The sequence below is a fragment of the Rheinheimera mangrovi genome (assembly GCF_003990335.1).
Lineage (GTDB): Bacteria > Pseudomonadota > Gammaproteobacteria > Enterobacterales > Alteromonadaceae > Pararheinheimera > Pararheinheimera mangrovi.
In genome coordinates this window covers 2421918-2445876 of record NZ_CP034683.1, presented here as the reverse complement: position 1 = coordinate 2445876, position 23959 = coordinate 2421918, and the positions used below count along the sequence as shown (strand labels likewise).

At 48.2% G+C, this 23959-nt stretch carries 14 protein-coding genes and 1 tRNA gene; 12 read left to right on the top strand and 3 right to left on the bottom strand.

The genetic code is table 11. The features are described from left to right. Positions 1-2: 2 nt before the first annotated feature. The 10 genes from EK374_RS10965 to EK374_RS10920 all read left to right on the top strand — a co-directional run bounded on the left by EK374_RS10965 (position 3) and on the right by EK374_RS10920 (position 18872). Positions 3-422 carry a GPW/gp25 family protein gene (locus tag EK374_RS10965; protein WP_127023234.1) on the top strand — a complete coding sequence of 140 codons (420 nt, stop codon included), beginning with the start codon at positions 3-5 and terminating at the stop codon, positions 420-422. Continuing rightward, on the top strand, positions 419-4654 hold the full coding sequence (locus EK374_RS10960; RefSeq protein ID WP_127023231.1) for a hypothetical protein: 4236 nt from the start codon (positions 419-421) through the stop codon (positions 4652-4654). Before EK374_RS10965 ends, EK374_RS10960 begins: the two co-directional genes overlap by 4 nt. Then, positions 4651-7350 carry a hypothetical protein gene (locus EK374_RS10955; protein ID WP_127023228.1) on the top strand — a complete coding sequence of 900 codons (2700 nt, stop codon included), beginning with the start codon at positions 4651-4653 and terminating at the stop codon, positions 7348-7350. The genes EK374_RS10960 and EK374_RS10955 overlap by 4 nt, the downstream gene beginning before the upstream one ends. Next, positions 7347-11408: a contractile injection system tape measure protein gene (locus EK374_RS10950; RefSeq protein WP_127023225.1), complete on the top strand. Its 4062-nt coding sequence runs from the start codon at positions 7347-7349 to the stop codon at positions 11406-11408. Before EK374_RS10955 ends, EK374_RS10950 begins: the two co-directional genes overlap by 4 nt. 72 nt (positions 11409-11480) lie before the next feature. Continuing rightward, positions 11481-13295, top strand: a complete 1815-nt coding sequence (locus EK374_RS10945) for a hypothetical protein (RefSeq protein ID WP_127023222.1) — start codon at positions 11481-11483, stop codon at positions 13293-13295. A gap of 33 nt (positions 13296-13328) precedes the next feature. After that, positions 13329-14195, top strand: coding sequence for a hypothetical protein (locus EK374_RS10940; RefSeq protein ID WP_127023219.1), 867 nt, complete (start codon positions 13329-13331; stop codon positions 14193-14195). A gap of 56 nt (positions 14196-14251) precedes the next feature. Beyond that, on the top strand, positions 14252-15094 hold the full coding sequence (locus EK374_RS10935; RefSeq protein ID WP_127023216.1) for a hypothetical protein: 843 nt from the start codon (positions 14252-14254) through the stop codon (positions 15092-15094). A 4-nt stretch (positions 15095-15098) separates the two neighbouring features. Continuing rightward, positions 15099-16454 (top strand): ATP-binding protein, encoded by a 1356-nt coding sequence (locus EK374_RS10930; RefSeq protein WP_127023213.1) that lies wholly within the window; start codon positions 15099-15101, stop codon positions 16452-16454. A gap of 9 nt (positions 16455-16463) precedes the next feature. Further along, a complete protein-coding gene (locus EK374_RS10925) occupies positions 16464-17255 on the top strand; it encodes a hypothetical protein (protein ID WP_127023210.1) in 792 nt (263 codons plus the stop codon). Between the two features lie 180 nt (positions 17256-17435). Continuing rightward, the gene (locus EK374_RS10920) at positions 17436-18872 is read left to right on the top strand and encodes an eCIS core domain-containing protein (RefSeq protein ID WP_127023207.1); all 1437 of its coding nucleotides are present in this window, start codon (positions 17436-17438) and stop codon (positions 18870-18872) included. A 480-nt stretch (positions 18873-19352) separates the two neighbouring features. Here the strand turns inward: EK374_RS10920 and EK374_RS10915 are convergent, their stop codons facing one another. The 3 genes from EK374_RS10915 to EK374_RS10905 all read right to left on the bottom strand — a co-directional run bounded on the left by EK374_RS10915 (position 19353) and on the right by EK374_RS10905 (position 21761). Further along, complete coding sequence (locus EK374_RS10915) at positions 19353-20213, bottom strand: hypothetical protein (protein ID WP_127023204.1); 861 nt, start codon at positions 20211-20213, stop codon at positions 19353-19355. 444 nt (positions 20214-20657) lie between these two features. After that, positions 20658-20734: transfer RNA gene (locus tag EK374_RS10910), tRNA-Pro, on the bottom strand. 91 nt (positions 20735-20825) lie between these two features. Beyond that, complete coding sequence (locus tag EK374_RS10905; protein ID WP_127023201.1) at positions 20826-21761, bottom strand: sodium-dependent bicarbonate transport family permease; 936 nt, start codon at positions 21759-21761, stop codon at positions 20826-20828. Positions 21762-21857: 96 nt separating this feature from the next. On the opposite strand from EK374_RS10905, the gene EK374_RS10900 reads away from it, so the two are divergent. Together EK374_RS10900 and EK374_RS10895 are read left to right on the top strand one after the other, a co-directional pair. After that, a complete protein-coding gene (locus EK374_RS10900) occupies positions 21858-22832 on the top strand; it encodes a LysR family transcriptional regulator (protein WP_127023198.1) in 975 nt (324 codons plus the stop codon). 183 nt (positions 22833-23015) lie between these two features. After that, positions 23016-23894, top strand: a complete 879-nt coding sequence (locus tag EK374_RS10895; RefSeq protein WP_127023196.1) for an EamA family transporter — start codon at positions 23016-23018, stop codon at positions 23892-23894. Positions 23895-23959: the final 65 nt, after the last annotated feature.

Genomic DNA, 23959 nt, shown 5'->3' with positions numbered 1-23959 from the left:
GCATGAATGAAAGTAGCTTCTTAGGAACAGGCTGGTCGTTTCCACCAGTATTTGATAACGCGAATTACCAACTGCAGCTGAGTTCTGGTGAAAGCAACATCAATCAGTCGATTGACTTGCTGATGAAAACGCCACGAGGCAGCCGCAGTTTGATGCCCAATTACGGCTGCGATTTAATCCGGTACTTGTTTTGCCGTCTCGATGCGACCTTGCAGGAAGAAATTATTCAATCGGTTAAGACAACCTTGTTGAATAGTGAACCGAGGATCAGCGTTGAGGAAGTTGATATTTCGTTGTCTGAGGACGGGAGTGTCGCGACTCTGTCTATTTCGTACAAAATCAAGCAGACGAATACACGCCACAACCATGTATTCCCATTCTCACTGCTTGAAGGCACTCACTTGCCGGTCAACCCGATATGAATGCAGATGCCATTGCGGAAAATCGCTACAGTCAACTTGCCCGGGCGCTGGACCCCGGCAGTATCAAAGTTGACGGGCGAAACAACCGTGATCGGCTGGCTTTTGTTGCCGCATTTTCCCAATTGATTTTGTATTACGATCAAAACAATCAACCTGCTGGTCATTGGCAGTCTTTTTTTGTGAAAGACCCCTGCATTTTGCTTGCTGCGATCAGTAAAACGGATTACAGCTTTTATCATGCAGAATTCATGCTGTTAGAAGGAGGGAAATTAAAATCGCCAACCGGTGACGCTGACTATGTCAACCGGTTGATCCCCTTGCTGCAAACCCTGTTTGCCACCATTAATAAATGGTTTTATTTCATGGGGTTAAATGCAAGCAGCAACACTGACAGCTTGCATCTTTTTCTAAAAAAAATGATAGAAGAAACACTGGCCGGCCAACTCTCGTCAATGCTTGCATTGCAGCAACGCATCTGTGTTGCGACTAAGGGAATGGTTAATGCGCCTGACACTGCATTTTATCGCAGCTTCGGGCCAGTTTGGTTCAACGGCCACAACAGCCAGCATGGTTTGTCTGCAACGGCTGAAACAGAGCCCGTTACAATTGGGTCTCTGGCTAACAATTGCAGCCGCATTTTTCACAGCGTATTTGATGTCTTTGTGCAGGTTATTGAGCACGCGACACAGGCTTTTTATCAACAGGAAAATCAACCCACTCCTTACCCCGATACAGCCTTGTTGATGGCTTTTAGCCGGTTAATGGAAACGCAACAAAAGGTCATTAACCAGTTCAGCACAAAGCATCTCGATTTTTATTATGACCATATTTTGCAGCAATCTTTGCAGAGCGCGCAGGCCGATCAGGTATTTGTCTGCCTGAAGCTGGCGGACAAAGTTCAGCCACTGAACCTGCCTGCCGGCACCTTATTCAAGGCGGGGAGCTATCCGGATCAGAGCGGAATAGTGTTTGCTAATCAGGCCGACACTGAAATCAACCATGCTGTGATTTCATCAGTGCAGACACTTTATTATGATCAAACTCACCCGGACGCCAGGGTTTTGTATCTGAACACCATAGCTAAACCGGCTCAGGTTTCACGCAACTCGTTAGAAGAAATAATCAGTTGGGATGGCTTTGGCAATAATGAAGGGCTGCCGGTGCAACAAGGCTTTGCTTTGGCATCTCCGCTGTTGTTTTTGCAGGGCGGGCTGAGGACTATCAGTGTTACCTTAACCTTTCAAAGCGATGCTTCATTGTCTCCCTGCGCTGCGCTTACTGATTTTATCCAGGCTTTCCCAACTAACCAGTTTTACTTAAGCACAGAAAAAAACTGGTTTGCGCTGAACCAGGGGGATATCAAGATCCTTCCAGCTCCTGATGCAGTAGAGATAAAGATCACGCTGCCACTTGAAGCACCCGCCATAGCTGCCTTTATTAAAAGCCCGGATGGTTTTAGCAGTGCCTGGCCCATGCTCAAAATAATGCTGAGTCCGTCGGTCGACTTAAGCCAGCCTCCCAGTCTGGTGAAGGCCAGTATTCAGGTTCAGGTCGACCAGTTCAGTCATTTCTCATTAGCAAACCATAGTTCGCCTTTAGCAAATAGCGGGTCACAACAATTATTCGGGCCGGTGCCCGAAGTGGGGGATAGTTTTTATGTTGGCAGCAATGAGTGCTTCGCCAAGCCGCTCGACTCGCTTAGGCTGACTATTAACTGGGATAAACTGCCCACCAATTTTTGCGATTATTACGCTCAGTACAATCAGTACTTATTTACCCAGGGAGCTGCGGAAATACTATCGCTGGTTACGGCAGCAGTAACTGCAGCGACCAGCGCGCTCAGTGATGTTAAAGCAGCGGCAAGCCAAGCCAAAGGAACATCAGCTGAAACTCAAGCTGCAGCATCAAAGGATGCCATGATAGCGGCACAGGCCGCAGTGACCGAGGCAAACACAGCAGTAAAGGCAGCAAAGGCGACAGTAGACGCAGCATCTCCGCCTCCAGGTTCAGCAGAGGCAATAGCATCGGCGGCTGCGGCCATAGCTTCAGCGTCCGTTGCTGTGGCATCAGCATCAGTTGCGGCGACAAAAGCAACAGAGGCTGCAGCTGTAACTACTGCAGCCGCAGCAACTGCTAAAGCGCAAAATACAGTATTGGCTTTAGTTGCCGCCACAGAGGCTGTAGCTGTTTTGACTGCCGCATCAGTATTTACGAATACATCATTTACCGGCCAGTGGAGTTTACTGACGTCAAAAAGCTGGCAAGGGTTGACCCCTGAGGCTGGTGACAGTCCATTACCGCCGGTCAAGCCAAAAAATCGTCCCTCTATTTTTGAGCGAATAGTAAACGTGATTGTAGGGTGGATTGCGTTATTAAGCCCGATGCTGCCACCATTCTTCCGTCCTATGTTGCCAGTGGGCAGCCCAACCGGCGAGTCGTCTCAGCTAACTGCAGAGCCACAAGTGGACTCGCCAGCGCCAACACCAATGGCATTCACTCCAGATGTTGTCTGCTTGTTTCAACAGTCATCCACTCCGCCTGATCTTAATCTGCAAAGTAGCAGCTTTACTTTTACATTCAACCCCATGAGTACCGTCATACCGCAGCTAGCGCTATCGCCTTTGCCCGGGGTCAGTGATGCGAGCAATGGTTATCTGCGGTTTGATTTGGAAACACCTGATGATGCTTTTGGTAATAGTCTGTACGCTCAGGTGATTTCATACATCAGTTTTAACAACGCACAGGCGCTGATCAGCAAAGACCCTAAAGCAAAACCTCTACCTATCCCTAACCCGCCTTATAGCCCAAAGCTGTCCGGCTTACTGGGCAGTTATAGCGCCAGTGCGGTGACAGACATTTCTCCTGAGCAGAACATCGATCCGCAAGCCTATCCGCTGGCGCTGTACCACTATGGTTCGTTTAAACCTTATCTCGCTTACGATGCGACGAACACTGATCAAGCTTATGGTTTTTGCAATCTGACGCCGCAAGATGCTGTTTCTCCCGGGTTGCCTCTGTTTGCCGGTGTGGGAGGGCAAGGTTGTTTGTATCTGTCGCTCAGTGGGGTTGTCGCGCCTTGCAACTTGACCTTGTTTGCCGAAATAAGCGCGGATGACAATCAAATTTCAGCTCAGAGTGATTGTATTGGCTATTACTACTGGACAAATAAAGGTTGGCAACCAATTAAGGTGTTGCAAAACGATACCAACAACCTGACTTGTCCGGGCATTATCACCTTTGCTGTTCCGTCATTGACGTCCGCCGATCTTAGGCTGACCGCTGCCGAACAGCAGCTTAGTGTGCTTCAGCAGGTAAACATCGAACAAGCGGAGCTAGACCAGTCTTACCTTGCGTCACCTATCATGCCCAATGCTGATTTCTGGCTGGCGATAGCGACCAAAGGCTATGGCCAGGCCATCAACATCAAATTCAGCTATCTGGATACTCAGGCAGTGAAGTTGACTCGCGTTTCAACAGTAGGTTTACCTGCAGGTGAAATACCGCAAATCGATGCAAACAGCATTAGCGCTACGCAAAACAAATGGCCACAAATTGCCGGCATTACGCAGCCATTTCCTTCATTTGGTGGATTGCCCGCTGAAAACAGAAATAGCTATGGCGGGTACAGCAGTTTTTATCGGCGTGTCAGTGAGCGGCTGAACAATAAAGACAGATGTGTCACCGCCATCGATTTGGTAGATATGGCTCACAGCGCCTGTATGAATTTGTTTTATGCCAAAGCTATCAGTGGAAAGGGCGGTGCTGTCCGCATTGGCTTAGTCAAAGGCTACTCCAATGCACAACAACCTAACGCGTTCAGGCCTGTGGTTGACGCTTTAGACCAGGCCGCAATAGTGCAGCATATCGCATGCCGAACCTCGGCCATGACGAAGCTCAGTGTTTTTAACCTAAAACATCAGATCGTGAGGATTAGCACCACATTACTTATTGATCCACAGGTCAATGCAAATGCAATGGAAAAGGCCATAAATCAGCAATTAAGAGTCTACTTATCGCCCTGGATCCACAGTGATTTACCGCAAAGAAGTCTGACGCAGGACATTAATCAATCTGAATTAATCCGGTTTTTATCTGCTCAGGCTGGTGTGGTCTCAGTGTCAGGTTTAAGCATGATGGTTTGTGTTGAAGGTGATAATGACGATGAGTCGGTATTGGTGTCACACCAGCAGCATGCAATAACACTGGTGACAGTTGCCGGAGGCCAGGCATGACGGGCGATGATTATTATATTGTCGATGAACCGCTTCCCGATGCGCTCAATTTTGCAGTGTTGAAGCGGGACGGAATAAAACAACTGCAGGCCTTGTCCGGAAAGGTGTGGACCAATTATAACGAGAGTGATCCGGGTATCACTATTCTCGATCAACTCTGTTATGCCCTGACTGAATTAGGCTATTGCGCACAATTTCCGATAGCCGATGTGCTGACACAAGCAGACGGAACTATTCATTTTCAGGATCAGTTCTTTGAGCCACAAAATATTCTGACATCGAGCCCTGTTACACCCGATGATTATCGCAAGCTGGTACTGGCTCATGTGCCGCAAGTGCGGGTGATTTATATTGAACCAGAGGCTGTTTCCGTGCCTGCACCAGAGGGCGACAGCCGCCAGAAGCTATATACGGGGCGCTACAAAAGTTATCTGAGTTTAAAGGATAACTCCGGACAAACGGATGTCGAGCAGATCATCAACGCTGTGCATGTCCTGTTGAACCAGCACCGCAATCTTGCTGAGTGGTTCCTGCGTCCTAAAAGTCTGACACCGGTAGATATTCGACTGGCAGGCACTGTGTGGATCACTCCATCTGCGAATGCTGCGAAAGTAGAGAGTCTGATAGCGCAAGTGTTACTTAACTATGCGGCTCCTGCTGCAGTTCAATCCGGCTATAAAGAGCTTTTAGCCCAGGGTCTTAACCCAGAAGATATTTTTAATGGGCCCAAAACCTCTAACGGCTGGATCGCGGGGAAAGATGCGCTTAAAGCGCAATGCCTGAGTGTCAGTCTGTCTGACTTGACCGGTCTGATTGCTGCTATAGATGGCGTGTGGTACGTGGAAAGTCTGAGCTTTAGCGGCTATGCCAACACCAATACCATCGCAATCAAAAAAAACGAACTGCCGAATGTTACGCTCTCTGACACATTCAAATTAGTGCGAAATGGCATACAGCTGAATACGGAGCCAAATCAGTCTGGGCAGCCGTATTTAGCGGCACTGAGCTCCAAGCATCAGGCCGCAAGTGTGGAAGCGAAAATTGATTTATTTCCCGAATTGCCCCAAGGCAACTATCGCAACATTGAAGACTATTACTCAGTACAAAACACCTTCCCGGATGTTTATGGCATAGGCTATAACTCGCTTCAGTCCGAAGCAGGTTCTGATGTCGGGAATTATAGGGTTGCGCAGTCGCGCCAGTTGAAAGGCTATCTGATGGCTTTTGATCAATTACTGGCCAATCAATTTTCTCAGGTTGCGCATATAGGCGATCTGTTTTCGTTCGGGACCCCTTACTGCAAACCAGAGCAGACCGGCTTACCCAATCCGGGCCTTCCCTACAAAAAATTCACCACCACATACCATTGTCAGCCGCTGTATGACATTCCACAAGTTAAGCCATTGTTGCGGGGGCATGACGCATTTCATTATCAGATCGATCCGGGTAAACCAGACGGTCAAGTTGAAAATGAAGCCTGGAAAAAATACAAAAATTTTCAATTTAATGAATACATATACGGTTTGCGCCAACACATGGAAAACGAGTTAGAGGCAACAACCCGGCGGGACGCCATGTTGTCTCATCTGATGGCCCGTCATGGCGATGACGCAATTTTGTATGATGAGATGATCGAGACATGCCAATGGTTTGGTAGCAAGCTCAAGACGCGCATTATCGTAAAGACCATCTGGCTGCAAAATTTTGAATTGTTGTCCTATAACCGCACTCGCGCCTTCAATGTTAGTGCAGTCAAGCTGTTACCAATGCCAGGTGACGCCTCTATTATCAATGAGATTTGTATGCATCAAGCCGCCAGTTCCAATACGGTTGACGCCAAAGGCGGTAGCAATGCAGAAAAACAACAGTGGTGGCACAGGCCAGTTTTTCCAACACTGGATGGAGAAGTGGATCAGGCAAAGGTTTTTTCCGACGCTAGGTTAAAACCCTCTGATTTTGAACATTTTTCGGCCTTTGAGCATAAAGCAGGTATTTTGCTCGGTCTGCCTGGGCGCTGGCGATCTCTTGCCGGAAAATTGTATGCCTTGCTTGATGCCCCTGATTTCCACGACTGGTTAAACAATTGCGAGCCAGGTTATCGCTTAGCAGATTCGGATATTTCGGTTATTCGTGGTCAAGGGCAAGATAAAAAACATCAATTGGTTGAGGGTAATCAATGCTTGATGGATATCGTCTGTTCTTCCGCTGCCACCGCTGAAGATTACCAACAGTACGCGGACCAATTGCTCTGGCTGTCGACCCAGCGAAAAGGCTTTTTGCTGATTGAATCCATACTGCTGGTGGGCAACCCACAACCCCAGGTTGTAGCGCCATATTTTTTAACAGCCAGCCTGATTTTTCCAGATTACGTGACGCTGATCCAGCAGCCAAAATTTCAGAACTTTATCGATACATTGGTGAGTTTGCATTGGCCGGCTTATGTTGAGATGCACTATGTACCAACCCCCTTTGATGCGATGAAGGACATCATTTCAAACTATGTGGACTGGAAAAATAACAGAGATAACTGTAATTCCCTCCTTCATGTTTTGAGCCAAAAGAAAGCCGACGATCCAACTGTATCCGTGACCAGAAAAGCAGCAAAGGAGGCTTTTGATTTGTGTAACGCGTCAAAAGGTGAACTCGCATTAAAGCTTGGCTTATCAGCGGAAAAAGCGGAGGCGGTACAAGCATGACGACCAGCCACCTGATAGCCCAATGCTGCTGGCAAACCGGCTTTGATCAAGAAGCCAAAGTGCAGGAGCTACAGGATTTCATCAGCCTGTGGAGCAATACAGCGCTCACCGAACTGCTGGAGCAATCTTTCAATGAACTTTGTCCCACCACACAAACCTGGCGTATTACCAGCTTGGAGCTGGATTTGGGAGATATGCTGTTCGACGATTTGGCGTACCAGCTACCCAGACGATTAACTGCATGTGTACATAAAGCTTTAGAAAAAATGCTCGCCCATGAGCAGATAGCTGTGGCATTGAATGATGGCGGCACGTTGCGGATTATGGACCATGTTGAATCAATGCAAGACTTTGTGACCTGGTTTTTACAACATGGAACAGCGCCCTGGTGGTTTAGCGGAACTGAAAGTGCGTTGCAAATACTGGATCGACAACTGGAGCATAACCCGCGCGCTACCATAGATATCATCCGATATTTAGGCCGTTCACAGAGAGTGCGGCAACGCCTTGTCTGGCAATTAGGTGAGGCCCGTATTCGCAGCATCATCCGGCTACTGGAACCCTGGCAGGGGGATTTCATTTGTATTTTTGCAGACGATCTTTTCACCCTGCAACAGGAGCGGCACTTGCCAGCAGCCGGAGCCTCTGCATTCAGAGAATCTGTCTGGCTGACTATTCTGAAGCACCTGCTGGTGGACAGAGGCACTTTGTTTAACACCACCAGCTTTGTTCGCGCCAACCTATGGCAAGTTGCCCAGCACTATCAAATCGATTACCAGAGGCTGCTTGATCAAATGTTTCAGGCTGTAGCTGCGCTTGAATCATTGGGAGCCGTCTCCCTGACTTTTTTCAACGCCATTAAAATGATTTACCGTCAGGATCACGGCACTAGTCCGATTGCAGTAGTTCAATCTGCGGAACCACCAGATCTCTGGCTGGCATTACAAAAGATGTTGCACTACGGACTCAGACGACAGGCTGTCGGAGCAGACACAGTACAAGTGGACGAATTGTTTTCAGTACTGGCACGCCAGGACGCTGCACGTATGGCGAAGCTGTTGCTCCTTGAAGGTCACTCAGTTAAAGCCCGCCAAGGCATATTGAAACATTTTTCTTTCACCGAATTGGCCTTGCTGGTGCAAGTCGCAGAGCCACAACAGCATTCCTTTATTCTGGCGCACGTTCAGCAAACACAAGCACAGGTCAGAAAACAGAATTGGAACAAGGAAACGGTTTGGCAAGTCGTACTGGCTTACCTTTTGACGGCGCGCAGCTCGAAATTTAATCGTCGCCAATTAGTTCATAAAACCTTGCTGGAGCTCTGCAAGCTACATGGATTTGAATTGGCCGTATTTTTAGATCTGTTAATTCATAGTGTGCAAACAGAGCATCCAAATTATCAGCATTTTGAACTCTTGGGAATTTTCAAAGAGTTAAGGCGTGAACAAAACAGACGGCATAGTGCTGCCGGCGTCAGAACATCCTATTGGCAGGCGGCTCTGCACTATCTGAAAACGGGAACTGATGGCGGTTATGGCCTGGTGGCCGGAACGCAGGGTCAACTGATACTCGATAGCCTGAGTGGTGCAGAGCAATCACTTGCCATGCTGTTAGGTGCCGCAGAATTACACAGAACCAGCAATGAACTGCTTAGCCTGAGATTGCTCAGGTTGGTGGGGGCCGCCGATCTGTCTCGACTGATAGATCTGCTGGAACCTGACGCGACAGAGTTTTGTGTATCACTGATCGACAGTCTGCTGTTTTGGCAAAAGCGAGCTGAATTGCCTGCCCTGGATGGTGTTGATCTGGCGCATCAGGTCCCGGCCTTGTTAATACAGGCGTTAGTTGGAGTTTCTAAGGGCAGACAAGGCGCTCAGACTGGGTTTGATCTGGCTGTTTTTTGGCATGACTTCGTTGCGCTACTGAAGCAAAAGTGTGGGGTGAATAGTTCTGCACTTTCTCAGCAGATTGCACAATGCCTGGTTCAGGATCTGTGTTGGCCCAACCTGAATGCAGCATCTGCCCGGGGCTTCGCTTTACAGCATGCCTCGGTTCATAGCTCGATTCAGTATTTATCGAACTCATTATTGTCAGTTATACATGCAGGAATAGGGGGAGCAGGCGCGGCAGCTTCTTCCCGGCATTTATTGGCTCAGCTCAAGACTGGCCATGATGTTTTCAGTGTTGTGCCGGACAGGAATTGGAGCCCTGCCGAACTCTTGTCTGCACTACGACATCGCTTAATCCCACAAGGTGCTGGCTCGGTCAGTTCTTTGTCAGAGGGACTTGATGCTGCACCACCGGGGCTTGACGCGGTGCCGCTGGCCGTACTCTGGCGACAACTGGAACAAGAGGACAGGCATAGTATCTCTGACTGGCTGGAGCGCCAGCCTGATAAATATCTTCTGCTGAACATACTCAGCCACAAGAGTGATAGTCAGCCTATTGGCCACTGGCTATCGAAGCAACTTCCTGACGAACTGAAACCAGCGAAAGACACAATTAAACACTGGGCCTTGCTGTGGCAGAACGCAGGCTATTGGCAAGGTGCCAGCGCGGTGTTGGAGAAACATCTGGCCGAAATATTCTGGACTCTGAGCTTTGATGCCAGAGCACATCATCTATCGGCCAGTGAATTGCTTGTCAGAATGATCGCCAGTGCCTGTTTACGGCTCAATGTACCTCTGTCTGACTGCGTTGAAAGTTTCGGGCAACAAAAGCATCTGTTACAGAAAACGCATTGGAATAATGCCTACAGGCTATTGATTGACCGGACATCGAAAAAAGCAGAGCAGGGCCTAAAGTTATCCGTTCAGCCAGATATTCCAACTCCGGCAGATGCAGATAAAGACAAAACCGCGGCTACTGGCTATTTCAGTCAAGACTATCTGGCCGGGTATTTAAATCATCCAGCTTTTATTGACATCGCCCGTTGCATGTTACAGCAGGGGCAACCGCCTTCCTGGCTCAAGATCGCCCGGCCAATAGATTTGAATCGCTTGTTATTTGACGTATGTACAGTGAAACCCAAACTGTTACCAGCTCTGCTGCATGACTTACAGCATCAGCATGGGGTGATGCTTCGACTGCTCAGTATTGTGCCATTTGCCTGGCTTATAGATGCGATGCGTATCGCCGACCCACAGCAACAGACTGCTATTCTGCTGTTGGATAAGTTCCAGCGCTGTCTGCAGAGGCTTGAAATACCCCATTCAACTGCACGGCAGCGTGACGCATTGTTATTTCAGCTGGTTTTGAAACATTGGCTTACTAATGATTGGGCCGCATTAACACCTGATCAATTCGTCAGCAATTTTTTATACCAGTTGATGCGTCAACAGCAGATCGACATTGCTGTACTACAAACCGCTTTTGCCCCACAACTGAAGTTATTAGCAAAACCTTTGCAGCTTGCAACGACAAAAGTGCTGAATAACACCGAAGCGCTCTCTGCTAAAAAATCATCTCATGCCAATACAGTCAATGAGACGAAGAACCTTGAGGCAAGATTGGCGGACGCCATAAAAGCCGCTAAAAATCCAGTTGCCAACAGCTCTCCAATGCGAATAACCAATGCAGGCTTAGTCATTTTGCAGGGTTTTATCACTATGTTGTTTTCCCGACTGGGGCTGGTTGAAAACGAGCAATTCGTCACCCCCCTGGCTCAGCGACGCGCCGTGCATTACTTACAGTTTTTAGCAACAGGGTGCAGTGAAACTGCGGAACAGCACTTGCTGCTGAATAAATTGCTCTGCGGTTTAGCACTGCATGAGCCTGTAGAAATCGGCATCGATATTTCCACCGATGAGGCCGATCTTTGTCACAGCCTGCTGAATTCGGTGATCGGCCATTGGGAGGCTATAGGCAGTAGTTCGGTGGATGGATGCCGGGGTGACTGGTTAGTGAGAGAGGGGTCGTTAACGGATGCAAATGATCATTGGGATTTGGTGGTGGACAGGCGTGCCTATGACGTGCTGTTGGCGCGTGCTCCTTTTTCATATTCCGTGATCAAGTTGCCCTGGATGGAAAAAGCGATTTATGTGACATGGCCAACCTAACGGATGTCCGGCTTTTGGAGCAATGAAACAACGTCATTAATGTTTGAATAATCGGATAAAAATGAGGAACTTATGAATACTTACAATGAAAACCTTCAACAGACAGTGGTCAATACCTTGTCGGCTCTGGCGCTTAATCAGTCCAATTTGGATTCATTAAAAACTGTGGCCGAATACACGCTTTATTATGCGCAAGGAGCGGAAATCACCGCTCGGGACAAATTGGAGGGGACGGAAGATGACGTTACCACCTGGCAAAATATCAATAATCAAAGCCTGATCAACGCGAACCAGGTGTTCAATTTACTCACCTCGACCACAGAGGCAAATACCGATGTTGCAGTGAGCATCACCAATACGGCTACTGCTGCTGCCAATGTGCAGATCGCTTCCAATGCCATTTCGGTACTGGCTTCAGATATAGGCGCTGCATTTAATATTGCAACTGCAGCTCTATACCAAACCGATGTGTACGAAAAAATTCAGAGCGCCAACAGCCTGATCAATGAAGTGGCGAATGAAGCAAAACGGATCTCAAAAAGTGCGATGAACGCCTCTGGCTCTACCGCTGAAATTACCATCAGCGAGGTTTTAGCTCAAACGACAAGTGTGAAATCGAAAATAGATAACTTGTTTACATCGACCCAGGCCGAACTGGATAAATTCACCAAACAGGGCATTGCAGAAAATGCACAAATAACCACAGCCAGCAAAGCAGAGCGGCAGGCCGAGGGAGAACTTGCTGACGCCAGAAGAGAAGTGTCTGCCATTAATACGGCATACGACAACAGCAACAACCAACTCAATCAGTGCCTGAGTATAAGTGTCGTGTCCGGGTCTGAAATAACAGCATCCTTTGCGGCGCTGCCGTTACCAGCTTTTTATTCGCCCCAAGCTGCTGATGTGACCATTCCGGACGCGGATCCTGTCTACTACTTGACGCTAGTGCCGGCGCAAAATCAGACTACCTTTTCGATTGATCAGGTTGAGCAATTATTTTCACAACGACCTGCGGGCGACAATAGCCTTTTTGTGAGTATTACTCCGGATGCAAGCATCGACGTGACAGGTGCGGTGAAAAGATCACCGACCAGCATACAGCTTGGCTCTGATGCGTTTGGCAATCCTGTTCTGGCTGGCTCAAGCTACGTTGCCTTTTTGTATATCGAGCTATCCAAAGCATACAAACAGTACATTAATAACTATTCGGAGTTACTGTCTGCACCAAGCCAGCCATTTACTCCGGCAACCATTTTGCCATTAGCGCAAAAGCTGGAAGTTACTCCAAATAGCGCCCCGGATGCTGCAGGCGTGACCTGGTCGACCGCCAGTTTCACATTTACGCCATTAGGCTCATCTGCTGATACTGGGACAGTGCAACAAAATACGACTACCGCTGCCCCAGGTAAAGGCAAGGCGAAATCTGTTGCCGCGCAGGCTGATACAGCTGCTTCTGTACAGCAGATTGTCTCAGGCGAACAACCTGCTGCGACCTCATCGGCTGCCGAAGCACTGGCAGCTGGCTCGTCCACAGCGATCCTTGCTTATGAATTCCGTTGCATTCTTGTTGAACAAGGCGGAATGCCGGACCTCAATCTATTGCGTTGTCCTGAGAACCTAAACTTGCCTCCCATCTATTTTAATCAGGCCATCGCAGGGCAGGTTTCACCTGCGAATTATATCGCAGTGCCAGCAGCAGTATCAGGCCGCTGTACCTTTAATTTTCCGCCGACTGCAACTGACAACTTCGGCAATGTGATCAAGCCAAACACCAGTTATCAGCTTTACATACTGACGGTTGCCACTGGGGATCCCAGCGATCAGGCTCAGTATACCAACGTAATGGCGAATACACTGCCAGCTATCACTGTTTGCACTCAGGCTTAACAATAAAACACAACGGCTCTATGGAGAGTAAAAATGAATAACATGACAATTAATTCGCTCGCAGTCGGCATTGTTTACAAAGAAAAAGCCCAGCTCGACTGGCTGGCAATGCAAGTGGCAGAAGCCCAGTACGAGGTCGATCAATACCAAGCCATTGTTGATGCTGAGACCGCCAAATCCATTCAGTTTAATGCTTATTTAACCGCAGCTGAGCTCAATAAAGCCGCAGCTTTGACGAACTTCAATCTGGCCATTGACATAGATTCCAGTGTTAACGCCTTGTGCACCAGCACAGGCTTGGCATTGAAACAAACTGGAACAGCGACCAGAGAAATCAAGCGGGTGTCAGGCGAAATGGCAACACTCATCAATAAATTGATTTTTACGGTTGAGCTGATAGACAGGTTTGGCCAACTGGTGAATAAGCAAAAATTAAGTAATCCACTGGTACCTGATACTTTAATCAGCTTTATGGCGAAGGCGACGGCTGACGCCAACAATGCTGTAGCTCTTACACTCGCAGCATTACAAAGCTGTTATGTGGCTGAGGCGACCTCCTTGCGTTCAGAGCAGATCATCACACTTGAAAACGATCAGGTGACAAGGCTTAAAAGCACAATTGAACGGCAGACACTGGTCTCAGGAACGCAGAATGTGGCTGGTTTGGTTGTTGATGGCAACTTTGTCGTTGGCTTTACACCAGATTGCACCGGTGTTTTAGCGTTGGTGCAGCAGGCGTACGACAAAGCGAGCGAAAAATATAACCAGGCTCTGACTAACGTCAATATCGTAAATCAGCAACTGGCTTATGCCCAAAGCGCGTTGGCGACGGCCACCACCAGCCTGAACTCCTACAAAGCAGGTTTGGCGGCTGCAACAGCTGCAGCTTACGCAGCATAACGGTTAAGGCGGGGGGCCGGCTAGTGCTGGCCTGCCTTGCAGCGGGAGGGGTAATCATGTCTAAAAAAGTGTTTTACAGCCATTGCTATCAGCAAACGGCTTGGCTGCCGATGCACCCTTTCACGCGCAGGCTGGCGCTGGGTGATCTGTGCCAGCTGAGGCAGGGCCGCTTTCAGCCTTTGCTTAATATTGGCGATGCTCATTTAGTAGAAAATTTGCTGGTGAGCCGAGAGATCCCGCTGGATCAGAACGACTGGGAATTAAGCAGCGGGGTAAAGCAACTGCTGTGCGAGACCCAGTCTGAACAGGGACGCGATAGTGAAGACTATTATTGGACCAGACAGGTACTCGAATTCTCACATACTGGCGATTTTATCTTTCATGCAAGCAAGCCAAAAGCAAGCCTGCTGCTGAACTGGGCCCAAATCAGAGATGACCTGACCTTAAAGTTAACCCAGCTGCATTATGGCTTCAGGCAGGTATACGTTATTACCGGTGTGGCAACGGCGGAAGACTGGGGGCTGGCTGTGGCGGGACAGGCCGATGCCCGTCTGGAAATGTCGGCAGCACTTTCTGAAAGCAATAGCTTTAGGCTGCTCAGTCACAGTTCGGCCAGAGCAGAACGATGCACGGGCATAGCCTGCTATGAAAAAACCAACGACCAGGCTGCATATTTTTTTAAGGCCAAAAAATTGGTGATGAGTGATGCGATGACTGACCGCTACCTGAGTCTGATTGTCGAAAACAAAGCTGAATTGGGAGGAGGGGAAATAGCCAACTGGCTCCAAACCGATTTGCTTGATCTGGTCAAAGTCAACGAGCTGAATCTGACCACCAGCATTGGTTTTTTTAACTGGGTGGATATGTCGCTTGACGATGTAGCCCTGTTGAGTGATTAGCCTTATGCCGACGCCTGAACAAAATCTACAAGCGCTGTATCGCGAGCTCGACTGGCTGAATGCCGTGATCCAGCAGGTGATTGCCAGCTATCTGAAACACGAGGGGCACCAGGATCACTGGTTGGATATAGCGCCGCCCGAACTGGTGCCCGAGCAGAGTGAATATGCGCGGCAGGCCTCAGATTGGCAGCTCGACACTTTTGAACGCCTGGCCTTAGCGCTGGCTCTGGCACCCCATGTTCGGCCCGAATATCTGGATGTGTTTTTAAGTGTAAACGGCACGACCGAGCGGTGCTTTAGTGAATTTGGCGGATACAGCGATAAAGCCTTCAGCGGTTTTTTACCTACAGGGCAGACGCTGGCATTTCTGCTGAGCGCCAACAACTCGGAGTTGCGGCTGGAGGCCATGCGCATTCTCGCGCCCAGCCATCGCTTTGCTGCAGAAATGGTGATTACACTGGAGCAATCGGACGACAAACTTCCACTGTTATCCGGAGTGTGGAGTTTGTCGCAGCAGTGGCTACAGCTGTTGTTGACCGGAGAAAAAATTCGCCCAGAGTTAAGCCCGGCCTTTCCCGCCAGCCCAATTGTCACCGCACTGACATGGAGTGATTTGGTGCTGGATCATCACGTGATGTCGCAAGTGCAGGAGATACGGGCCTGGATCACCCATGGCCACAGCCTGATGCGCGACTGGGGCCTGGCCCGTAAGGTCAAGCCAGGTTTTCGTGCTGTGTTTTACGGCCCTCCCGGTACGGGAAAAACCCTGACGGCTGCTTTACTGGGCAAATCCACCGGGCGTGAGGTGTATAGGGTGGATTTGTCGATGATCGTATCGAAGTACATAGGCGAAACGGAGAAAAACCTCGGCAAAGTATTTGATGCAGCCAGTTATAAAGACTGGATTCTATTTTTTGATGAGGCTGATGCGCTGTTTGGCAAGCGTACTGCTGCCAGCAGTTCTAACGACCGGCATGCCAACCAGCAAACCGGTTATTTATTGCAACGCATTGAGGACTTTCCTGGCACCGTTATTCTCGCCACCAACCTCAAAGCGAACATGGACGAGGCTTTCACCCGCCGTTTCCAATCCATGATCCACTTTAACATGCCGGGTGCAACGCAGCGCTTACAGCTATGGCAGAAAGCGTTTGAAGGGGTGTGTGAGTTGGCTGAGGATATTGACCTGACGAAGCTCGCGCAAGACCACGAACTGGCGGGCGGGGCTATTATCAACGTGTTGCGTTACTGCGCACTAAACGCGGTCAGCCGGGGTAAAAAACTGGTAGAACGCTACGATCTGATCCAAGGCATTAAACGCGAATTTCGCAAAGACAACCTGACGGTGCAATTTAACTAGGGGCATAACATGGCTGAGTTTAAGGTTGAACACAAAAAACAGCAGGACACGAAAGGTGGCAATGTGCGTCAGCGTAAAGGTGCAACGGTGCTGCAGGACAATCGCACGCCAGTACAAGCTAAATCCTATGTAAAGAACGAAGGGCAAAATTTTACCTGGGGTAAACATACGACGATTGTCGGCAAGAAGATGGAGGCGTTACTTGACCCCGCTGATCCGGTGCGAGGTGAAAGCGCGAATATCAATGCAGATCAGACACCGATGATGGATGCGTTGAGAAAGCACTACGTTATCAATGGCGGTGATTTAGTAAAGGGACATTTATTGAATGACAATCTGGGTGGCAAAGCTTTAAACAATAATCTTTTTCCAATCACGCGGGCAGCTAATAAGCAGCACTTGATGACGACGGAAAATTATGCAAAAACGCAATTGTGGACTCATCAGTCACCTATTTGGTACACAGTGGAAGTGAGCGGCAGCCCAAATGCAAATCAACATACCCATGAGTTCAATGTAAGTCTGGGGTATTGGGACATGAAGAAAAATGTAAAACACGCTGCCGCGATCCAAGGGTCTATTACTTCGAATATGGGTGATCCACGTGATTATGACGGTGCGAATGGCGATGATCTGGAAACTTACTCAGCCGGAACCCTCAAATCGGCGATGTCAAAGGGCCTGGCACTACACCCGCACACAGCTTTAGGAAGCATGAATGCTCAGGAACAAGATGCCAGAAAGAAAGCGGGGTCAATTACCACGAGCGAACATGGTTCGAAAGGCTATAACTCCTATTGAAGAAGAGAACCTGGGTTCGGATTTGCGGGGCCGTGCCATCATACAATATGTATGGTGACAGTGTATTGATCGCGGTAAACATGGATAAGAACACAACTGAAGCTAGACGATCTGATCCACGGCATTAAACGTGAATTTCACAGAAACATCATGACAGTGCAATTTAATTAGGGGCATAACATGGCTGAGTTTAAGGTTGAACACAAAAAACGGCAGTCCTCCGAACATGGCACAGTGAGTCAACGTAAAGGCGAAACTGTGTTACCAGATAATCGTGGCCAGGTGAGCCAGGCTAGGGCTTTAACAGATAATCGCACTGCACAGTTGGCGTCAGACATCACGCCAAAACCCAACAACACCGGTCTGCCGAACCAGCTTAAAGCAGGTATTGAGTCGCTTTCGGGTATGAGCATGGATCATGTAAAAGTACACTATAACTCATCCCAACCCGCTCAACTCAACGCCCATGCCTATGCGCAGGGTAGCAATATTCATGTTGCGCCGGGGCAGGAAAAACATCTGCCGCACGAAGCCTGGCATGTGGTGCAACAGGCGCAGGGGCGGGTAAAGCCGACGATGCAGATGAAAACCGGTGTCTCGGTTAATGATGATGCCGGGTTGGAGAAAGAAGCGGATATGATGGGGGCAAGAGCTATGAGGGATACGTCAGATTCGAATGTGAATAAGCTGCCCTCATCAGGCAAGTACATTCCGTCAATGGAAGGAGCGCCGATACAACGCCTATCATTTAACGGCGCTTTGGCCCGTACAGGCGTTACAGCACCTCCCAATATTAAAGAAACTGTGGGCGCAGGGAGGCTGGTGCTCGCTGGAGGAGTCCCCGGTGGTGTGAATGGCAAAGCTGATTTAGTGGAAGCGCAGAATATCCCTGAAAAAAAGGGTCGAATCCAGGCTTTGGCTGAAGCAGCTCGGGACTTCAGCCTGGTTGGTAATGCAGTGAGAGAGATTCAGGCTTCGGCCGCAGCGCCTACACCGCTGGTTTGGGTTTGGGCAAGAGGTCAAACCCCTGCGGTCCTAGAGCCCTTTATCTACAAAATTGTTGTTCCTTATGGCAAATCCAAGAGCATTGAATTGCAGTATCAGGTTGCACCGGGGCTTTTTGGCTATGTCGTTCGCCAAAAGGATCGCGAAGATAGTCAGGTATCCGAAATAAGCACGGCTGGACCTCAGGAGCCAACTAAGTCGGGCCATTCCGCTACTTTCAACATGGCGCATCACGATACTAAAAATACAGCGTTAAGCAGTTTACTGGAGCAAAACCCCAAGGCGAGTAGAGCTGAGAACGAAGTTAGACTGGATGCTCGGACGAAATTAGCTGGAGAAGGGGCCCGCTGGAACTTAGTTCTGCATAATATGCACAGGATTAGCAATTCATCGAAGATTTGGACAAGGGTTCCAAAAAACAAGATGATCCGATACGTTACATTTGATACTTTGTGGGTTAATTGGGCGGCCGTTTTCTCGAACCAATTTGGCATCGAGGATGCGGAGGTTGCCAAAGCACTCAGAAATAACAGTACCCCATGGAATGGCACAGTACATGAAATTAAGCGGGAACAGTTTACTCCTGGTTCCAGTGATATTGAAGTGAATTAGAACCTAATGTAAAGCATTCTGTGTATCCATTCAACTCGAACCACCTCCTGGACAGGCACTGCAGAAATGTATAACAAATAAGGACAGGCTGATTTTTACGTTGTAAAAATAGGGCCTAGTTTCAAATGGATGTACCTTTTATGGTGATTTTCATAACCAGAGACCGATGTGAGTTCATTAATTTTTAATACAACACCCTATATTCATGTGATATCACGTTGTATTAAAAAAGTTTCCTTGCAGACCAAGACCGCGACACTGGCAAAAACAGTTCTCATCGACGTTAGTGGATTTTGGATAAAATCAGTTTCTTATCAACGATGTTTGCCATTGATATCGCTACCATCAATAGCGCTCATCCTTTGGGCCAGCTAAAGCTGTTCCCATTTTTGTCAGAAAAATGAATGGGGATCAAGTTTTCAATCACAATTCCAGTCGCCTTAAAACTCAAAATCTTGGTGCATAAAACAGACTTTCCACCTATTGGCTTGTCAGTCTGCGGCCTTGGCCTATGTGAGTGATACGGTTTTCTGGCTGCGCTTGCTCTGATAGTGGCGAATCTGATCCGAAATGATCCAGCCCATTTTCGAGCATAAACAGTTTCAATTCCTGGCAGATGGAAAACGCCAGCTCTTCCTGTAGCGATATGTCGTAGCAATTATTGCGATCAAATTGTTTCGACCAACGTATTTGATTATGTTGAAGATCAAGCAGGTGAACGGACGTTCTGACGCGTTGTGAATCGATGCGAACGAATCCTTCAAACAGGTGTTTGGCCGCTGCGTTGGAGGCTTTTTTCGACTCGTTGCTATGACGAACCTTGAAGTCATCTTCTGAGTGTTGGATTAAGGTAATACTGTTAAAGGCCAGAAATAGCTGATGCAGCAGTTCCTCATGTAAGCCCAGAGCAAAACACTGTCCCTTGGTGCATTCTGAAATAGCTCTGATCGGTCTGAAAAGCAGTGTATCTTCGGGGTATGTATTGGCATCTGATGATCGCCTGAAAATAGGCATGTAGCTACCCAGAGGAATGGATATTTCAATCTCGGAAGGTACTGCGGCGTAGTAGTCCTTGAGTTTTTCCCGCAAGCGACCCACCTGGACCCGCACCGCAGGGTCTTCTGTGGTCGAATAGGTTGCCACATTGCGATCAAAAACCTCAATGCCGATAGCGTATTCGCTGGTGTTGCGGCTGTTGCCACAAATTGCGCTCTCAACCAGAAACTGCAACAAACGGCACATGCGCGGTGCATGAACAAATTTATCGCTCGCCAAAACAGCTTTACAGGCTGCCTGAGACTCTGCCGGGGAGATCGGAGTTTGAAAATTTTGTTTCTTCAAGGTTGATCCCTTTCCATGCCCTTGGTGTCTGGTCGTAAATAAGCCACCACGTTTTTGATCCCGTCAGTAATTGATAGTTGGAGTCAGAATATGATTACGGCGCAGATCTAACCTTCAAACTCATCCAGTTTTAACTAAAAGATGAAATCCCTATTTTGGAGACCTAATTAAAGATTACCCCCTGTATTTGTCAACTGAAAATTGAAATTTTTCTACTATTATCGGAACTAAGCTTTGGTACTTTGATGAAGGGGAGCAGCGGCCGTTCCTGACTCTTGCATTTAGATGAAATCGCGGTGTGTTCACAAAGAGAGGGGATTCTATCAAAGTGAGTGACAGGCTACAGCAGGAGCAAAGCTGCTCTGGAAAAGACAATATATTGGGCGCTTAAAATCGGAGAATTTCAGGTATAAAAAAACCTGCTGTAAAAGCAGGTTAATTTAATGGTCGGTACGAGAGGATTCGAACCTCCGACCCCTTCACCCCCAGCGAAGTGCGCTACCAAGCTGCGCTACGTACCGACGTTGGGCCTTATACTACTGCTTTAACTCACAAATGCAATGCCCCTTGGTGTGACTGCTTTTTTTTTGTTCGCTTTAACAGAGCCTTAGCTTATTTTCCAACCGCAAGTTCAACCCAATGCTGATACACAGGGATGGCCAACAGCACATTGACCGGGAAGGTGATGCCTAAGGATGCCAGCATGGCCAGGCCTATATTGGCATCCGGGATACTGGCGCGCACAGCGGCTGGCGCTGCTATATAAGAAGCACTGGCAGCTAAAGTGGTCAGAACCAGTAACGAACCCTGGGGTAAATCCAGTACTAAACCAAAAACCAAACCTAAAGCACCTAAAGCAAATGGGGCTAAGGCTGCAAACAGCATCAGGCGCCAATGCTGTATCGGCAGGGGATTACATACTTTGGCGGTACACAGGCCCATTTCCAGTAAAAACAGCGCCAGCATGGTTTTGAAGCCACCAATAAGGGCAGGAGCAATAGGCTCTAAACCTTCAGGACCATACAGATAACCAATCAATACGCCGCCACCTAATAACAATACACCACGGCTGGTTAAGGCTTCACGCCAGATGTGAGCTTGTTTGCCCTGACCTTTGAGTGCTCCATATAAACCCAGCATGATAACGATGGCCGGTAGCTCCAGCATGACCAGATAAAGCGTAGTTTCAGGCAGTAGAGGCAGACCTGATTTTTCGGCAAGAGCCAATACCACGGCAAAAGTACCTGCACTGACTGAACCATAATGAGCGGCGATACTGACCGAATCCGAGTTGCTTAGTTTAATCAGGTAACGCAAAACCGGATAAGACAGCAGCGGAATAATCAAACCTAACGCAGCAACGGCCAGCAGATCTGTCACCATGCCGCTGTGAGCCTGGCCATGCAGCGCCATACCGCCTTTGAGGCCCAGCACCAGCATCAGCAAAATAGACAAGGTTTCGTAAATAGACTGAGGAACTTTTAAATCTGACTTTAATAAGCCTGCAACAAGGCCAAAGGCAAAAAACGCAATCACAATATCAGGCATGACTCAACTCCGTAGCTGTTATTGGGTGGCGATTGTGCCCGTCTTTGGGTATATTGGATAATTAATTGTTTGCCACTTAACTATTGATGATTATCTATGGATGTACGGCATTTAAGTTTCAGGTTATTGCAGGTCTATGTACAAGTGGTGCGACTGGCATCGGTGTCTGCGGCAGCTCGGCTATTGCATTTAACTCAGCCGACAGTATCTTTGCAGCTAAAAAAGCTGGCGGATGAAGTTGGGCAACCACTGCTGGAATACCGGGAGGGCAAAGTTCACACCACTTATATTGGTGATGCGTTGTTTCAGGCCGCGTCTGATGTGCTGAGTCGTTTTGATGATTTTTCATCTTTATTGGAAGAAGCCAAAGGCGGGCGCAGTGGCACTTTGAGTTTAGGTATTGTTACGACAGCCAAATACGTGATGCCCACCATTCTTGGCGCATTTGATAAAGCCAACCCGAAAATTGAAGTGACATTAAATGTAGGCAACAGGGCACATATTCTGAATCGGTTTGCGCATCAGGATGATGATTTATATTTGTTTAGCCAGCCACCAAGCGGCGAGCTGGTACAGGCCTGTCGTATCATCAAAAACCCGCTGCAATTAATAGCCCCAGCGGATCATTGGGCATCGCGTTATTGTGCTGAAGGCGGTGAACTTGAATTTTCCCAGTTAAAAAACGAGCGTTTTCTGATGCGTGAACCGGGATCTGCGACTCGTATGCAGTTTGAATCATGGTTAAGCAGTCAGGGTGTTGAGCTTTCTAAGACCATGCAAATTGAAAGCAATGAAGCGATACGCTTAAGTGTCGCCAGTGGATTGGGGCTGGCGGTGTTGTCAACCTACACACTGGGACAAAGCTCTGAGCAATTTAAGGTATTGAAGGTGAAGGGGTTTCCACTGAATAGCCATTGGTATCTGGTGGCGCGCAAGGACAAAAGATTAGGCGCGGCTGCAAGGCGTTTAATCCAGTTTATGGCGGCCCATTTAACAGACTGCATTGAAGCTCAGTGGGTGGTTGATGAAGTAGCTCAGTTGCCGCAGCAGTTTTTTCGTGCCGCTGAATAGTAAAAAGCTTGATCTCGTAGTTACAGCTGAGCTGTAAAGCACAAATCCAAACTCAGGTTATAGCGCTTCTGGCAATAAAATATGCGGAAAATTGACAATGATCAGAAGCCGCTACCAATTTCATATTGCACCACAGCTAAAGCCACTGCATGATGCTGTTTACTATTCGGGGTGGATGTCTACATGTCTTTATGGATCCCATTTACGTTGTTTGCCGCTTTTATGCAGGCAATACGTAATGCGCTGCAAAAACAATTAAGCAAAGACGTGTCTGTGATGGGAGTAACGCTGGCCAGATTTATTTATGCCGGCCCCTTTGCTTTATTGTATTTAATCGGCCTGTATCTCTGGCAGGACTACAGTATTCCGCATTTTAGCGCCAGCTTTGTGTTTTATGTGCTGGCGACTTCTTTGATGCAAATTCTTGCTACCGCCCTGATGATCCTGTTGTTCCGGTTGCGTAATTATGCAATAGGGGCTGGGCTTGCCAAAAGCGAGGCAATTCTGACTGCTGTTTTAGGTGTGATGTTTTTTGGTACCCACATTAGTCCTTTTGGTTGGGTGGGGGTGTTTATTGGTGGTATTGCCGTGTTTCTGTTAACCGGTGCCAGAAGCATAGAATCCTTATCAATAAAAACCTTGCTGCTGGGTCTGGGCTGTGGTTTAGCTTTTGCAGTAGCCTCTTTGTGGATCCGGGAAGCCAGCCTGGCGCTACACTTGCCTTTTTTACCTGCGGCTGCCTGGGTACTGTTTTTAGTGATCTCTACCCAAACTCTAATTTTGCTGGCGTATCTGGCTTTGAAAGATAAGGATAATTTAGTGAAATTATGGCAGCGGCCACAACTGACTCTGGCAACCAGTCTTACCAGCTGCTTGGGATCCTTAGGCTGGTTTACGGCTTCCAGTTTGCAGGCGGTTGCTTATGTGAAAACCCTTGGCCAGATCGAAATAGTATTCACATTGCTTATTTCAGTGCTGGTGCTTAAAGAAAAATTAAGACGCCAGAGTTTGCTCGGCTTAGCGCTGATTGTGCTGGCGGCTGCTTTGGTGATCTGGGCTTAATGTCTGGGCTTAATGTAGGCTAAATTAAAAGTAAATATTATGTATATTAGTTAAGTGAATTGTCA

What these genes read in the sequence shown, in the direction of transcription:
- EK374_RS10965 (WP_127023234.1), top strand. Translation starts at nt 3, where the DNA reads ATGAATGAAAGTAGCTTCTTAGGAACAGGCTGGTCGTTTCCACCAGTA.
- EK374_RS10960 (WP_127023231.1), top strand. Translation starts at nt 419, where the DNA reads ATGAATGCAGATGCCATTGCGGAAAATCGCTACAGTCAACTTGCCCGG.
- EK374_RS10955 (WP_127023228.1), top strand. Translation starts at nt 4,651, where the DNA reads ATGACGGGCGATGATTATTATATTGTCGATGAACCGCTTCCCGATGCG.
- EK374_RS10950 (WP_127023225.1), top strand. Translation starts at nt 7,347, where the DNA reads ATGACGACCAGCCACCTGATAGCCCAATGCTGCTGGCAAACCGGCTTT.
- EK374_RS10945 (WP_127023222.1), top strand. Translation starts at nt 11,481, where the DNA reads ATGAATACTTACAATGAAAACCTTCAACAGACAGTGGTCAATACCTTG.
- EK374_RS10940 (WP_127023219.1), top strand. Translation starts at nt 13,329, where the DNA reads ATGAATAACATGACAATTAATTCGCTCGCAGTCGGCATTGTTTACAAA.
- EK374_RS10935 (WP_127023216.1), top strand. Translation starts at nt 14,252, where the DNA reads ATGTCTAAAAAAGTGTTTTACAGCCATTGCTATCAGCAAACGGCTTGG.
- EK374_RS10930 (WP_127023213.1), top strand. Translation starts at nt 15,099, where the DNA reads ATGCCGACGCCTGAACAAAATCTACAAGCGCTGTATCGCGAGCTCGAC.
- EK374_RS10925 (WP_127023210.1), top strand. Translation starts at nt 16,464, where the DNA reads ATGGCTGAGTTTAAGGTTGAACACAAAAAACAGCAGGACACGAAAGGT.
- EK374_RS10920 (WP_127023207.1), top strand. Translation starts at nt 17,436, where the DNA reads ATGGCTGAGTTTAAGGTTGAACACAAAAAACGGCAGTCCTCCGAACAT.
- EK374_RS10905 (WP_127023201.1), bottom strand. Translation starts at nt 21,761, where the DNA reads ATGCCTGATATTGTGATTGCGTTTTTTGCCTTTGGCCTTGTTGCAGGC.
- EK374_RS10900 (WP_127023198.1), top strand. Translation starts at nt 21,858, where the DNA reads ATGGATGTACGGCATTTAAGTTTCAGGTTATTGCAGGTCTATGTACAA.
- EK374_RS10895 (WP_127023196.1), top strand. Translation starts at nt 23,016, where the DNA reads ATGTCTTTATGGATCCCATTTACGTTGTTTGCCGCTTTTATGCAGGCA.